This is a genomic window from Streptomyces sp. NPDC047841 (genome assembly GCF_040704085.1).
GTDB lineage: Bacteria > Actinomycetota > Actinomycetes > Streptomycetales > Streptomycetaceae > Streptomyces > Streptomyces argyrophylli.
In genome coordinates this window covers 137,352-151,385 of the sequence record NZ_JBEYRP010000006.1, presented here as the reverse complement: position 1 = coordinate 151,385, position 14,034 = coordinate 137,352, and the positions used below count along the sequence as shown (strand labels likewise).

Annotated in this window: 9 protein-coding genes; 4 read left to right on the top strand and 5 right to left on the bottom strand. The window is 72.8% G+C overall.

Annotated elements, in window-relative coordinates; all coding sequences use genetic code 11:
- Positions 1–75: 75 nt before the first annotated feature.
- From AB0947_RS11335 to AB0947_RS11320, 4 genes are all read right to left on the bottom strand, one after another.
- Positions 76–756 carry a hypothetical protein gene (locus AB0947_RS11335; protein ID WP_366750096.1) on the bottom strand — a complete coding sequence of 227 codons (681 nt, stop codon included), beginning with the start codon at positions 754–756 and terminating at the stop codon, positions 76–78.
- On the bottom strand, positions 753–2,405 hold the full coding sequence (locus AB0947_RS11330) for a polyprenyl synthetase family protein (protein ID WP_366750095.1): 1,653 nt from the start codon (positions 2,403–2,405) through the stop codon (positions 753–755). The genes AB0947_RS11335 and AB0947_RS11330 overlap by 4 nt, the downstream gene beginning before the upstream one ends.
- Positions 2,398–3,483 carry a hypothetical protein gene (locus AB0947_RS11325; RefSeq protein ID WP_366750094.1) on the bottom strand — a complete coding sequence of 362 codons (1,086 nt, stop codon included), beginning with the start codon at positions 3,481–3,483 and terminating at the stop codon, positions 2,398–2,400. The genes AB0947_RS11330 and AB0947_RS11325 overlap by 8 nt, the downstream gene beginning before the upstream one ends.
- Positions 3,484–3,652: 169 nt before the next feature.
- Complete coding sequence (locus tag AB0947_RS11320; protein ID WP_366750093.1) at positions 3,653–5,284, bottom strand: serine/threonine protein kinase; 1,632 nt, start codon at positions 5,282–5,284, stop codon at positions 3,653–3,655.
- A 558-nt stretch (positions 5,285–5,842) separates the two neighbouring features.
- Here AB0947_RS11320 and AB0947_RS11315 point away from each other — a divergent pair.
- The 4 genes from AB0947_RS11315 to AB0947_RS11300 all read left to right on the top strand — a co-directional run bounded on the left by AB0947_RS11315 (position 5,843) and on the right by AB0947_RS11300 (position 9,009).
- Complete coding sequence (locus AB0947_RS11315) at positions 5,843–6,454, top strand: hypothetical protein (RefSeq protein ID WP_366750092.1); 612 nt, start codon at positions 5,843–5,845, stop codon at positions 6,452–6,454.
- Between the two features lie 20 nt (positions 6,455–6,474).
- Positions 6,475–7,341 carry a lamin tail domain-containing protein gene (locus AB0947_RS11310; protein WP_366750091.1) on the top strand — a complete coding sequence of 289 codons (867 nt, stop codon included), beginning with the start codon at positions 6,475–6,477 and terminating at the stop codon, positions 7,339–7,341.
- A gap of 477 nt (positions 7,342–7,818) precedes the next feature.
- Positions 7,819–8,217: a gas vesicle structural protein GvpA gene (locus AB0947_RS11305; RefSeq protein ID WP_366750090.1), complete on the top strand. Its 399-nt coding sequence runs from the start codon at positions 7,819–7,821 to the stop codon at positions 8,215–8,217.
- Positions 8,218–8,220: 3 nt separating this feature from the next.
- Positions 8,221–9,009, top strand: coding sequence for a GvpL/GvpF family gas vesicle protein (locus tag AB0947_RS11300; protein ID WP_366750089.1), 789 nt, complete (start codon positions 8,221–8,223; stop codon positions 9,007–9,009).
- Between the two features lie 56 nt (positions 9,010–9,065).
- Here AB0947_RS11300 and AB0947_RS11295 read toward each other — a convergent pair whose 3' ends face one another.
- Complete coding sequence (locus AB0947_RS11295; RefSeq protein ID WP_366750088.1) at positions 9,066–13,961, bottom strand: DNA repair ATPase; 4,896 nt, start codon at positions 13,959–13,961, stop codon at positions 9,066–9,068.
- Positions 13,962–14,034 lie beyond the last annotated feature (73 nt).

Sequence of the window (14,034 nt, the reverse complement as noted above, 5' to 3'; positions counted from 1 at the left end):
GAGCGGATCCGCCGGTGGCGGGCTTGGAGACCGGGCCCGCTCATGGACCGTCGGGGTGGGGACGGGCGTCATGAGCTAGGCGGCGGACGGCGTGGGGTCGGTCGGTGCGTGGTCGGCCAGGAGCGGGCCGAGGACGGACAAGGCGCCCAGGGCGATGTCCTCGTAGAGGTAGAAGCCCGCTTCCAGCGGCGGCAGTTCCGCGTCCGTGTCGTCCGTGACGGGTTCCGGGTCGGTGGCGTACCCGTCGCCGTCGTCGGGGGCGGCATGCGGTTCGAGCAGGTCGGTGATGTCCTGCGCGGCACCCAGGAGGGTGCTGCGGGCTGTGGTGGCCAACAGGCGCAGGGGGAGGTCGAGGGCGGCGGTCGTCCGCTGACCGGGAACCAGCTTCGCCACCGTCGGCACCTCCTCGGTGGACGCGGCGGCCATCAGTCGCACGGGGAGCGTGCATGCGGCGACGATCCGCTCGGTGGACATCAGGGGCGGGGGGTCGCCGTCGACCATGAGGTCTTCCCACTCCATCAGGTCGAAGAGGAACTGGCCGCCCTTGTACAGGGGCCAGGGCCGTACGGTGTCGAGCAGGAGGCGGGCGCGTTCGGGGGCGTCGCGGCGCAGGGCCACGCCGTGCCTGGCCAGGGTGCACAGGCACTGGCGCAGGCCGCTGTTGACGTGGCCGAGGAAGGCGAAGGCCCGGTGGTCCGTGGAGGTCAGCGGGCCGGTGTCGGCGGGGCCGTCCGGCGGGGGCGGGGTGGTCGTCACAGTGGCCTCGAGGTGACGTAGTGGGCGATCTGCCGCAGGACGGCTTTGCCTTCGTTCTCGGGGATGAACCGGAGGTCTTCCTCGAAGCGGGCGATGCCCTCGGCGGCGAGCCGGTCGGCGAGTTCGGTGGCGTACTCGATGGAGCCGTGCCGGCGCATGGCGGCGAGGAGTTCCTCGGCGTGCTGCTGGGACTTGTCGGTACGGCGCTGCCGCAGGATGTCGAAGAGGCGGGGGCGTTCGTGGGCGTACGCGGTGCGGAACAGGTGGATCAGCATCACCGTGCGCTTGCCTTCGAGCAGGTCGCCGAGGGGCTCCTTGCCGTACAGGGCCTCCTCGCCGACCAGGTTCAGGATGTCGTCCTGGATCTGGAAGGCGATGCCGATCAGGCGGAACGCCTCGTCGAACCGGCCCAGCACGGCGGGGTCGGTGACGCCGGCGCAGACGGCACCGATGCGGCACGGGCTGATGCAGGTGTACCAGCCGGTCTTCTTGGTGCTCATGATGAAGTAGGCGTCGTCGGTCTCGGGGACGACCTCGTGGCGGATCCAGCCCAGTTCCATGGCCTGCCCCTCGATGGACTCCCGGCACATGTGCACCGCCTCGTGGATGAGGCCGAGGGTGCGGACCAGACCGAGCGTTTCGAGGTTGGACAGGACGGCGTCGACGGCGAGCAGGTTCATCCCGTCGCCCACGTTGACGGCCAGGCCCAGGCCGTGTTCCTCGTGCATGGTGGGCAGACCGCGCCGGTGGGTGGATTCGTCGGCGATGTCGTCGTGGACGAGGAAGCCGTTGTGGAACAGTTCGAGGGCCGCGGCGGCGCGTACGGCGTCGTCGGGGCGTCCGCCGAAAGCGGCACAGGCGGCGATGGTCAGGGTGGGACGCAGGCCCTTGCCCTGGCGGGCGGGGTAGGAGCGCATGAGGTCGTACAGCTCGGCACGCGGTTCGCGGTCCGGCAGCAGCCGTTCGATCTCCTCGTTGGTACGGGCCCGGCACCGGAGCATGGTCTCCATCAGGTCCGCGTCCCGGACGGTGTCCTCCAGCGACCAGTCGGTGCTGGTGCGGCCGTCCCACAGCAGGCGCGGCGCGGTGACGGTGGTGTCCCCGATCAGCGCGGGCGGCGCGGGCACGTCCTCGGGGGAGCGCCGGGCGAGGAAGTCCAGGGCCGTCCAGTCGACCGGGTCGGCGGCCGGTTCCCGGACGGCGGGTGTCGCGCTGCCCCACAGCTGGGGGGCCTGTTCGCGGTACACCCCCCACAGTTCCTGCATGCTGCGCAGGCCCGCCGCGCGCTGGGACAGCAGGGTGAACGCCCGCCAGACGGCGAGGGTGTCCTCGCGGGAGCCGCGGACGTCGAGGCTGTCGGGCAGGACCTGGTCGACGGGCGGGCGCTGGAGGTCGAACAGCAGGTTCATGGCCCGGTCGTCGAAGGCGGCCTCGACGTCGGGGTCCGGGCAGCGGCCCCGGTCCACCACGATGCGACTGTGCCGTGCGGTGAGCGTGGCGTGGCTGCCGTCGTTGAAGTGCAGGCCCAGCCGGATGCCGCGCAGGTGGCCGGCCGCGGCGGCGAGGATCGCCGGGGCCCGGTCGGACAGGGCGGCGACCGTCTCGTCCAGCAGCCGGGCCCCGGTGAACGCGGGGGCGGTCTCAGTCACGGGCACCCCCGGCGAACTCCACGATGCCCCCGGTGTGGAAGCCGATACGGCGTCCGCCGACCCGCCCCTCCACGGTGCACGGGCCGAGGGTCTCGTGCACGCTGAACGGGTGCAGGCTGGTCTCGGAAGGGTTGACGATCCGGCCCGCCGTGTGCGAGCGGAAGTCCAGGACGAGGCGGTCGTCGCCGAGTCGGGCGGTGATCAGCAGCCGGCCGGGCACCGCGGCCATCGGCGGGGTACCCAGCAGGCCCGCCAGCGGCGGCACCATCACGACCCGGTCGCGGTCCAGGGTGCCGCTCACCGCCACGCGCAGGGTGCGCCGCGGGAAGTGGCGGACCATGCGCCCGTCCCGCCACAGCATCACCGATCCGTTGGCCGCGTCCGCGGGGTACGCGGGCTGGATCAGGGTGAAGACGACGGCCGCCGGCGGGGCCTGGTCGGCCGGGCCCGAGGGGTCGTTGACGAATCCGAACACCCAGCCGCCGAGCGTGGGCCAGGACCACCGGCCGCGTACCCGCTCGTGGTAGCCGAGCAGTTCCGTCTCCGTCGCCGTGCCGTCGCCGTGCCGCAGGGTTCCGGCGCCCAGGACGCCGGGCTCCGACTGCCAGCGCAGATGCTCGTCGTCCCCGAACGGAGCGCACTGGGAGGTGCAGGGCCTGCTGGTCCGGGTCAGCCGTACGTCGATCGCCGGGACCGCCGACCGGGCCGCCACCCGGAACGCGCCCTGTTCCCCGTGCGGGTGCGGTAACCGGAAGGCCGACCAGGGCAGTTCGGGCTGTTCGGCGTTGAACTGCGTCGCACTCCAGCCGTGCCCCTCCCCGTAGAGGAGCAGGATCGCCATGTGCTGCCCCTCGGCCGCCGTGCCGGTGCCGCTGCGGCGCCCGGTGGCCGGGGCGCCCGGATGCGCGAAGACCGAGCCGGTGGAGGACCCGAGGACGGACAGGTTCGCGATGAGCGCCTGTCGCCCGCACCGCGACAGGAACGCGTAGTGCAGCCACTTGCGGTCGAGCGGGTGGGCGAGCGGGGCACACGGGAAGGGGCCCGGCGGACCGAGCCGTGGAAGGGCGGGCGTGGACACGTTTCGAACGCTAACCCAAGGTCGCCGATCATGTGCAACCCGTGACATTCGTGAGGGTGAGCTGGGAGCACAGAAACGATTACCTCCGCACTCAGGGTTTGAGAACGCAAAGAGCCGCCCATGGCGGATGGTCTGCCATGGGCGGCGCCGCGTCTCGTGCGCACCCTCGTCAGTTGTCGTCGTCCGCGAGAACGCTCGCCTTGAGGCGCACTTCCGGCTGGCCCGCGATCACCGCCCGCCCGTCGGTGTACCGGCCCGGCTCGGCGTCGTTCAGGGCGCGGATGCCGAGCGTGTAGACCAGGGCCGCCGCCGGATGGCCGGGGGTGTTCAGGCGGGGCTCGTCCGTGACGGCCAGCGACCGGCCGCCGTCCCCCGCCGTCCCCGTCGGGTTCCCGCCGGGGATGACCGTGCGATCCGCCCGGTAGTACGCGCAGGTCACCCGGCCGTCGAAGACGAAGCCCGTGGGAGCGGTGAAGTGGTGCTCCACCCGTCCGGGGGTCCAGGGGTCGGTGGAGGAGACCCGTACGTGCAACAACTCGCCCCCACCGCGCGGGACTTCCAGACCGACCTCCTGGCGTACGAGTAGCCGGGCGGGGGTTGGAGTGGGGGCTGGGACGGGTGCGGGTTCCGGCTCCCGCTCCTTCTCCGGCTCCGGTTCGGGTCTCGGCTCCGGTTCGGGTCCCGGCTCCGGCCCCGGTTTCTCCTCCCGTGACCGCTCGGTGTCCTGCGAGGCAGCCGTGGCGAGGGGTACCGATGCGATGCGGTGGTGGAAGTTGTCCGCCACCAGCAGGCGCCCCACCGGATCCACGGCGAGACCGCACGGGTAACGCAGCGCGACGTGGACGACGGCATCGGGCGTGTCGACGGACGCGGTGGCCTCACGGGCAGCCGGATCGGGTTGCCCCGCGACGACACGGACCGCTCCGCCGGCCAGCCGCCACACGCGGTGTCCGGTCTGGTCGGCGACGTAGAGCACCCCCTCACCGTCGAACGCCACCGCGCGCGGTGCGCCCCAGCCGGCCGCCGTGGCGTCGGCGGCTCCGTCCGGCGGACCCGCCAGTACCCGCAGTTCCCCGTCCGAGCCGAGCAGCAGTACCCGTCGGCCCTCCGGGTCGGCGATGTACAGCCGGCCGGCCCCGTCGACCGCCAGGCCGGCGGGCAGGAACGCCTCGCCCGCGTCGGCCGCTCCACAGCCACCGGCTTGCCCGGACGCCGCGACGACCGTGCTGATGACACCGTCGCCGTCGATGCTGCGCACACGCGGAATGCCGGCTTCCCCGACGTACAGCCGGCCCACCGCGTCGACGGCCACGGCGCACGGGGAATCGAGCCGGGCGCGGCGGGCCGGGCCGCCGTCGCCGTCACCCCCGCCGTCACCGCGCGAGCCGTCTCCCGCGACGGTGTCGATGACACCCGAGGGGTCGATACGGCGGATCCGGTGGTTCATCTCGTCGGCGACGAACACGGTCCCGTCCGCAGCGACCGCCAGCGCGGACGGGAAGCCGAGGCGAGCACGTACCGCTTCGCCGCCGTCGCCGGCGAAACCCCGCAGCCCGTCCCCGGCGATCGTCGTCAGGGTGCCGCTGCCGTCGATACGGCGGATCCGGTGGTTCGCGTGGTCGGCGACGAAGATCGCGCCGCCTTTCAGGGCCACGTCCGCGGGGAAGGCCAACTGTCCTTGCGGCGCGGGCCCGCCGTCCCCGGCGAACCCGGCCGTGCCGTCGCCCGCCACGGTGCCCGGCAGGCCGTCCCCGTCCGGCGCGTCCGGCGGACGCCGCAGCGCCGTATCCCTGGCCGTCACGCCATCACCCGGATCGGGCGCGGCCGGGCCTTGATGATGCCCGGCACCTCACACGTCCCCGGCCTCGTTCGCCTCATCCACGTCTCCTTCCGCACCGTCATCGGCATTCCCCCTGCATACCGGTCGGGGGCGGATCGCAGGAGCAGCCACCACGTCGGCCACTCACACGAGGGAGGAACCGCGTGAGGCGGACAGCGAGGTGCTCCACTCCGCCCCTATGCGCCGTTTCTCGCCTCAACTGAACTCGAACAAGTGACGCAGAATCGATTCGGCATTCCAAACGGGGGAACGGCGGCATATCACCGGTCTGTCCGGGCTAACGATGGACCCGGAGGAAAGTCCGGTGCGTGCCGCGGTGCCCGCGCGGACGCCTCGCTCGAAGCCACGGGCGGCGTCCCGCGTTCCGTCTCACGGGCACGCCCTTCACGACGACCGCGATCGGTGCGTGCGGCGCGCGGTGCCGATGCTCCGGCCGCCCCCCGCGGGCCCGGGCGACCCGCACCAGGACGCCTCCCTTTCCGTCGCCCGCTTCGATCACAACACCAGGAGGACCCGGAGATGAGCACCGACGTGCAGACCAGGAAGGAAGCCTACAAGCGGGGGGAGGAACAGGGACGTGCCGATGCGCTCGGCGGGAAGCCCTACGCCGACCCGCCGCGCGACGGCTCGCGCGGGGAGCAGGACCAGTACGCGAACGGCTATGACTGGGGTTACGAACAGGGCCGCGCCCAGAAACTCGACCTGGTGGTGTGGCAGGAGGGCGGGGTCGAGGACGCTCCCGGTGGGCTCGGCACCACCATCAACATCTGCGTCCGCACGCCGAACTGGAGCGAGACGGTCGACGCCGGCGAACGCGAGCACATCTTCACCGCCCCCACCGGATTCCGCTGGAACGGCACGGTGGGCGCCCAGTACAAGCGCATCGACCAGACGACGGGTGGCAACCTGCCCCCCGTCCAGGCCACGGTCAGCGACGACGGGCGCACCCTGACCTTCACCTACCACGTGCACCTGAACACCGGCGGTGAGGACAAGGACTGCATCGTCTACACCTGCGGCCTCGAAGCCGTCGACGGTGCCAAGACCGGCCGCCACACCGACGGCGTCGCCCAGATCGGCACCGCACCGCCGGCCAAGCTCAAGGCCGAGGTCATCGAGGACGAGGACTGAGAGAGCGGGATCCAGACACCATGACCACCGTCGTCACCTCCGGCGTGTTCTCCTCCACCAACCCCGCCATCTCACCGGTCAACGGCGTGGGCACCGACTACATCCAGTGGGGCAGCGCCGGCAGCCAGAGCGGCTACCAGTTCCGCGGCGCGGCCGCAGACGTCCAGCTCGACGGCACCGAGTTCGTCGTCGGCACCTTCATCCACCGCAACAAGCCCACGAACGTCAGCCCGAGCCAGTTCGACGTCCGGCTGACCGTCAACGTCATGTTCGAGGACGGCAGCACGACCGACCTCGACTTCAGCTTCCACCACAACGAGACGCCCAACACCACCGGCACCAGCCCGGCGGACGACGACCTGGTCGACCTGCAGACCTTCGTCCACCCCCAGCCCGTCACGATCGACGGCAAGCAGTACCGGGCGGTACTGAGCGGATTCAAGCGCAACGGCCAGATCGTCCAGCAGTTCCGCAGCCCGGAGGGCGGCATCAACTTCGCCGACGTGGTGTGCATGTTCACGCTCGACGAACCCGACGTGATCATCTCCGGCCTGCGCTATCAGGGCACGAGCGCCGGCCAGGCGGACGAATACGTCGAGATCTTCAACAAGGGCGGCGGACCGCAGGACCTGACCGGCTGGAAGGTGGAGGCCAAACCCACCGGCCGTTCGTTCCCCTTCCCGCCGGGAACGGTCATCCAGCCCGGCCAGCGCTACCGCGTCTACACCAACGAGAACCACCCGGAGTACGGCGGCTTCTCCTTCAGTTCCTCCAGCGAGGTCTGGCGGGACCAGGGCGGCATCGCCCGCCTGGTCGCGGACGACGGCTTCGTCGTCGACCAGTCCCCCTACCTGGACAAGGGGTTCAACAAGACCGGCACTCCGTGAGCCGGAATCCGCCGGTACTTCGATGACAGGTGAGGGGGAACGACTCCTCACCTGTCGTTGCCGAGGTCGGTACGCGGCGGATCATCCGCATGGACACGGCACCGACCTGTGCACGGTCGCGCACTCCCGATCACGCTGTACGGCCCTCGCGAGTCCCTCGCTGTCCAGGACCAGGGCACCGCTCACACGGCCGCTCCAGCGTGTGAGGCGCCACCGGTCAGCCGGGCACGCTGGGCCGCCACGGCCTCCGGATCGGCCGGCCCGTGCACCTTGTCACAGTCCGCGATCAGCTCGTCCAGGTCGTCCCGCTCGATCTGATCCTCGTCGCCCGCTCCACGAAGAAGGCCCAGGTCGGAGACCCGGGCCGTTTCGCTGTCCTGGGCGATCTCTCGCCGCGTGCCAAATGCGGCGTTTGGTCGTGAGTCAGGCGGCTACCCGCCGCAGGGAGCCTGCTCGGACAGCGAGGAGTTGGTCGATATGACCATGGTGACACAAGGGGGCGGCGGAGGCGGTTCCAGCGGTCTGTACGACGTGCTGGAACTCGTCCTGGACCGCGGGCTGGTGATCGACGCGTTCGTGCGCGTCTCCCTGGTCGGTATCGAGATTCTCAAGATCGACGTACGCGTCGTGGTCGCGAGCGTCGACACCTACCTCCGCTTCGCCGAGGCGTGCAACCGCCTCGACCTCGAAGCAGGCCCCCGCAAGCCGGCCGGGCTCACGGAGCTCACGGGGAAGATGATGGAATCCGGCGCCCACGGCAAGACCAAGGGAGCCTTGTCCGGTGCCGCGGAGACCATTTCGGAGGCCTTCAAGCAGGCACGCGACGAGGGCCAGGAGCGGCAGGGCGACCGGGCCGCGCGCAGGAGGGGGGAATAGCAGATGGGCACCTATGTCTACGGGATCGTCCGCGCTTCCCACCCCCCGCTCCCCCAGGATCTGGAAGGCGTCGGGGCGTCCCCGCAGCCGGTACGCGTGCTGCGCCAGGGCGAGCTGGCCGCGATCGTCAGCGACGCCCCCGAGGAACTGCGCCCCAAACGCCGTGACCTGCTCGCCCACCAGCGGGTACTGGACGAGGCCGGGGCCGACGGCGTGGTGCTGCCCATGCGGTTCGGCAGCGCCTCCCCGGACGACGACACGGTGATCACGGTGCTCGCCGAGCGCGCGGACCGGTTCCTGGAGCGGCTGCACGCGCTGGACGGCGCGGCGGAGTACAACATCAAGGCCAACCACGACGAGGAGGCCGTACTCCGCCTGATCATGACCGACCATGACGACATCCGGTCCCTGGCGGCGGCGAACCGCGAGGCCGGCGGCGGCACACAGGAGGAGAGGATCCGGCTCGGGGAGATGGTCGCCGCCGCCGTCCAGGAACGCGAGGCGACCGACGCCGAGCTGCTCCGGCAGGCGCTCGCACCGATGGCCGAGGAGGTCAGCGCCGGGCCGCCGAGCAGCGGCTGGCTGGCCAACCTCTCCTTCCTGGTGGACCGCCCCTCGGCGGAGCGGTTCCTGAGCGCGGTCGACGCGTTCAGCCGGGAGAACCCCCACCTGGAGCTGCGCGTCAGCGGCCCGCTGCCGCCCTACAGTTTCGTCGAGTCCGCCTCCTCCCCGCAGGCGGAAGGCGGCACCACGGAAGCCTTCGGGAACACCGCCACCCAGCCGACCGGGTAGCAGGCCACCGGCCGCCGATCACCGGTCACGCAGGCAGAGGACAAGGGCTGACGTCCTCACAACTGCCCCCGCCCCGACGCGTGCCGGCCGTTCGCGTGGGCCGGCCGGTGGTGTGGGTCGGTCGCGCGGGTGATGGCCTTCTCGACGGCCGTGATCCGGTCCGCGAGCAGCCCGAGCGCCCCCACGGCCCGGATGAGGGGGTCCTCTCCGGGGCCCCCGAGGGCCTGGCTGCGGACGTACGCCGTCTTCACCTCCGCCCAGCGGGCCGCCTGGCCGGCGGTGAGGGTGCCGCGCAGCTCGGCCAGCTTCAGCAGGTTGGCCTCGGCGTCCGTCGTCAGGGTCTGCGCCTCGGCCGTGTAGTGGTCGTCGATCACGGCGGCCAGCTCGGCGCCGTTCATGACCGGCTGGATGCGCTGGGCGATCTTGTTCATGTTGCGGTAGGAGCCCTGGAGCCGGAAGGGCGGTTCGGTGCGGGCCGCGTCCGACTGCGCGGCCGAGGCGATGTAGGCGGCGTTGACCGCCAGCACCGTCTCCCGGGCGGTCAGCAGGTGACGCAGCACGGCCAGCACGCGCTCCAGTTCGGCGGGCGGGCAGGCGTGGGAGAGCCGGTCGGCACGGGCCGTCGGGTCGCCCTGGGCGAGGCGGACCAGCAGGTCGGTGTCGGCGCGGTCACGGCCGGCGAGCGGGGCCAGGACCGGGTTGGCGGTGAGCGCGTTCTCGATGAAGCTCAGCTCGAAGGCGTCCTGTCTGCCGGTCAGGACATCACCGAGGTTCCACACGTCGGCGCGGTTCGCGAGCATGTCCGGCACCTGGAAGCGGCTGCCGGACTCGGTGTAGGGGTTGCCGGCCATGCAGACCGCGAACCGCTTGCCGCGCAGGTCGTAGGTGAGCGGTTCGCCGTCGCGGACGCCGTCGACGCGGCGGGTGGCGTCGCACAGCGGGATGAACTTCTGGAGCAGCTCGGGTGAGGTGTGCTGGATGTCGTCCAGGTACAGCAGGGTGTTGTTGCCCGCCGCCAGCGCGAAGTTGATCTTTTCGACCTCCTGGCGTGCGGTGGCGTTCGGGGCCTGGGCGGGGTCGAGCGAGGTGACGGCGTGGCCCAGTGCCGGCCCGCTGACCTTCACCAGCATCACGCCGAGACGGTCGGCGACGTACTCCATGAGGGTCGTCTTGCCGTAGCCGGGCGGGGACAGGAGCAGCAGCAGGCCGCCGGTGCCGGTGCGCCGGGTGTCGCCGGTGGTGCCCAGTTGCCTGGCCAGGCTGTCGCCGAGGAGCGGCAGGTAGACCTCGTCGACGAGCCGGTTGCGGATGAAGGAGGACATGACGCGCGGGCGGTGGTCGGCCAGGCGCAGGCGGGCGCGTTCGGCGGTGACGAGGGCGGTGCGCCGCCGCTGGTACGCGCGGTGGGCGGGTACGTCCTGCTCGGCGAAGCGGGCCGTGCGGGCGAGGAACTCGTCCAGACGCAGCGGCAGTCGGCGTGCGGTGATGCGCGGGTGGGTGCCCAGCAGGCCCTCGGCCGTCGCCGTGAGGGAGGCGTCGCCGTCGTAGCGCGGCAGGTCCGGGCACAGCTCGGCGGCGACGGCCTCGGCGAGGTCACCCGGGGACGGCTCCGCGCCGGTGGCGGCGGCGTACGAGGACAGCCACGTCTCGGCGAGCTGCCGACGGGCGGCCAGATCGTCCAGCGCGGCCAGGTCGTCGGCGTAGGCGCTCCCGCCGACGGCGCGGTGGAACGCGTCCAGCAGGGTGCGGGTGCCCGCGCTGAGGACGAACCCGTCGGGGGCGGTGGTCAGTTCCTCGAAGAGGTAGGAGGCGGCGGCCTGCGCGTGCTCCCCGGCGATCTCCTGCGCCAGTTCCCGCTCCAGGTCGGCGATGGCGGGCGCCAGGCCGAACGTCTCCCGGGCGCGGGCCAGTGAGCGCGCGCGCCGGGCCCACGTCTCGCGTGCCCCGGCGGTGGTGGCGTGGGCCCAGTGGAGCTGGGCGGCGGCGCGGGCGGCGGGTTCGTGGCGCAGGGGCCCGGCCGTCTCGTACAGGGGCAGGAGCGCGGTGAGGATGAGCGTCGCGTCGTGGTCGTGGACGCCCGTCTCGTACCCCTCGTCGTACGACCGCTGTGCCGTCGCACGCACCAGGGCCGGGAGGTCTTCGGCGGCCGTCAGGGCGGCCGGGCCGTGTTCGCGCAGCAGGCGGGCGGCGAGGTGTTCGGCGCGGTAGACCGCCGGTGACTCCGAGGGCAGGGGGCGGTCCCAGCAGGCCCGGGTGGCCGTGAACTCCGGGTCCGTGACCGGTGCGCGGTAGTCGGTGCCGGTGACCACGAAGGCGAGGCCGTCGTCGTGCGGGACGAGGGCCACGTCCAGGGGCTGGGTGTTGACGGCGAAGCGGTGCGCGCCGAGGCGGAGCGTGCGGCCGTCGTCGGCGTACAGGTCGGTGCGGTCCCGCAGGGCGCGCTCGGCTTCCTGCCGGGCGGCTTGGAGGCGGCCGTCGAGTTCCTCGGCCCGCACGCTGTCGCCCAGGCCGCGCAGTTCGCCGGCGGTGCGGCGGACCTTGGCCGGCATCGGGTCGGAGGCGAAGTAGGCGGCGATCGCGTCGGCGTCGGGGAGGGCGGCGCAGCGCCGGGTGACCGTCTCCAGGATCCGCGTGGCGGAGGCGGCGAGTTGTCCGGCGCGGCGGGCGCGGGCGTCGGAGAGCGCCTGCTTCCGGGCGGCGAAGGCGTCGTAGACCTCGGTGCGTCTGCCGGCGAGGACGTCGAGGAAGTCGTCGGACTCCGCGAACCGGGACTCCAGGTCCTCCAGGCGGGCCAGGAGCCGGGCGAGCTGGTCGTCGCACGCCTGCGGGGTGTCCGCCGCGGCCAGGGCGACGGTGACGGCCTGCCCGAGCAGCGCCCTTTCGGCGGCGAACTCGGCCCGTGCCTCGTGGCCGGCCAGCGTGCGCCGGCGGGCGTCCAGGGTGGCCCGGGCCCGGTTGACGCCGGCCAGCACCCCGGCGATGCGCTCCAGGACGGCCGTGCGGACGGTGGTGTCGCCGATGTCGAGAGCGGTGACGACGTCGGTGACCGTGCGCAGGGCCTCACCGAGTTCGTCCAGCCGGGCGGCCACGGGCGCCGCCTCGGCGGCCGTGGCGACGGCTTCGGCGTCGGCGACGAGCCCTTCGACCTCCTTCTCGTGGCCGGCGAACGCGTCCTCGCGGGCCAGGAACGCCACGGCCCGCTGCCCGAGGGCGGCGAGGCCGGCCTCCGTCTCGGCGGCGAGGGCGTCGATGCGGGGGACGTCGGCGTACCGCAGCTGCTTGAGGGTCAGCAGGTGGCCGTGGGCGTGCCGCAGCTCGGTCAGCCCGCTCACCCAGGCCGCGGCCTCCTTCGGTGCCTCCCCGCGCAGGCGGCGGACGACGGACGCGATCCGCTCGGCGGCCTCGTCCAGGGCGTCGGCGGCCTGCCGGGTCAGCGCCCGGACGGTCTCGAACTCGGCCAGCACCTGCTCGGCCGTGCCGCGCACCGCGTCCAGCGCGCCCAGCAGGTCGCCCAGTTCGTCCTCGGCCAGCCAGTGGTGGGTGTCGGCGGCACGCACACAGGCGGTGACCAGCGCGCGGTAGCCCTCGCCGGTCGTGATGCCCTCCCGGGCCAGGCCAGCGACGGACAGGCAGGCGGAGATGCCGCGCACCAGGTCGGCGTTGCCCACACGCCCCAGCGCGCCGCTCCCGGCCGGAGCGGTCGCGGCGTAGGCGTCGGAGACGTAGGGCGAGTGCCACAGCTGTACCGGGTGGACCTGTGCCGGCTCCTCGCCGTCGGCGCGCAGCACCGCGAAGGTGCCGTCGTCGAGCAGGGCCCAGCCCCGGCAGGGCAGCGGGTTCGCCATCTCCTTGCGGATGGTGTTGTACGACAGCAGCACCCCGCGGCTCTCCCCGCGCGCCTGGAAGGCGTACAGCACGTCCTCGCCGTTCGGCGAGCGGATCTCCCGCTCGAACTCCAGCCCGGCCACGTCGAGTTCGTACGTCTTGTGGACGCCCGTGGCCAGGCAGTAGCCGCCGGGGAACACGATGCCCTGGTCCTCGGGCAGGCGGCGGCACGCCGGCCCGATGCCGTCCAGGCGGACGACCGTCCTGGTGAGGGTGCTGAAAACGAGGTACCGGTGGGCGTCCTCCTTGTACGGCCGCACCCGCAGCAGGATCAGGGCGCCCACGCGGGCGTGCGCGATGTCCGCGTCGGCGAGCGCCTGCAGCGGCTCGTCCACCGGCTCGCTGTGGATGCCCTCGCCCGTCTCGGTGTCGTTCTCCAGCTTCACGGTGAGCGTGCCGCCGACGGTGGAGACGTACAGCTCGTCCTGGACGCGGACGTGCGGGTGCCGGCCCAGGACCTGGTCCTCGCGGGTCGTCCCGGTCCAGGTGAGGTCGTGGGAGGGCGGGAAGACGTCGTCGCGCTCGCCGCGCGCGTCCATGAACGACGGCCGGCCGGCCTCGTCCAGGGCCCAGCGCAGTACGCGGATGTCACCGGCCTTCTCGCCGGTGCGGAAGACCGCCAGCAGTCTGCCGTCGAGCCGGCGCAGCCGGAGCAGGCGGGCCTGCCGGTAGTAGCGGTGCAGGTCCGCGAACTCCCGCAGGAAGGCGGGGTCGTCGAGCAGGCCGGGCACGGCCGTGTCGGGCAGCGGGTCCAGGTCGCGGTCGTACAGGGCGAACACGTCGGCGACCGCCGGCTGCGGGTGCGGGCCGGGCCGGTCGGTGGCGCCGACGAGGAAGGCGTCCCCCACGGCCACGGTGTCGCGCGGCACGCAGGCGTGCTCCGTGCGCAGGCGCCGGGTACCGGCCAGCTCCAGCCGTGCCGTGCCGAACTCCTCGACGCGGCGGGTGTCGAGGAGTTCGGCACGGTGGACGAGTTCACCGGCCTGCGCGGCGAGCCGGGCGCGCAGCACCTCGTAGGTGCCGGCGTCCACGGTGTCGTGCGCACCGGTCTCCGGGGCGGTGGCCATGGGGCGGTCCGTCCTTTCGAGGAGGTGGCGGACAGGCGGTGCCGGAGCTGCCGTCCCCTGTGCGGCAGCTCCG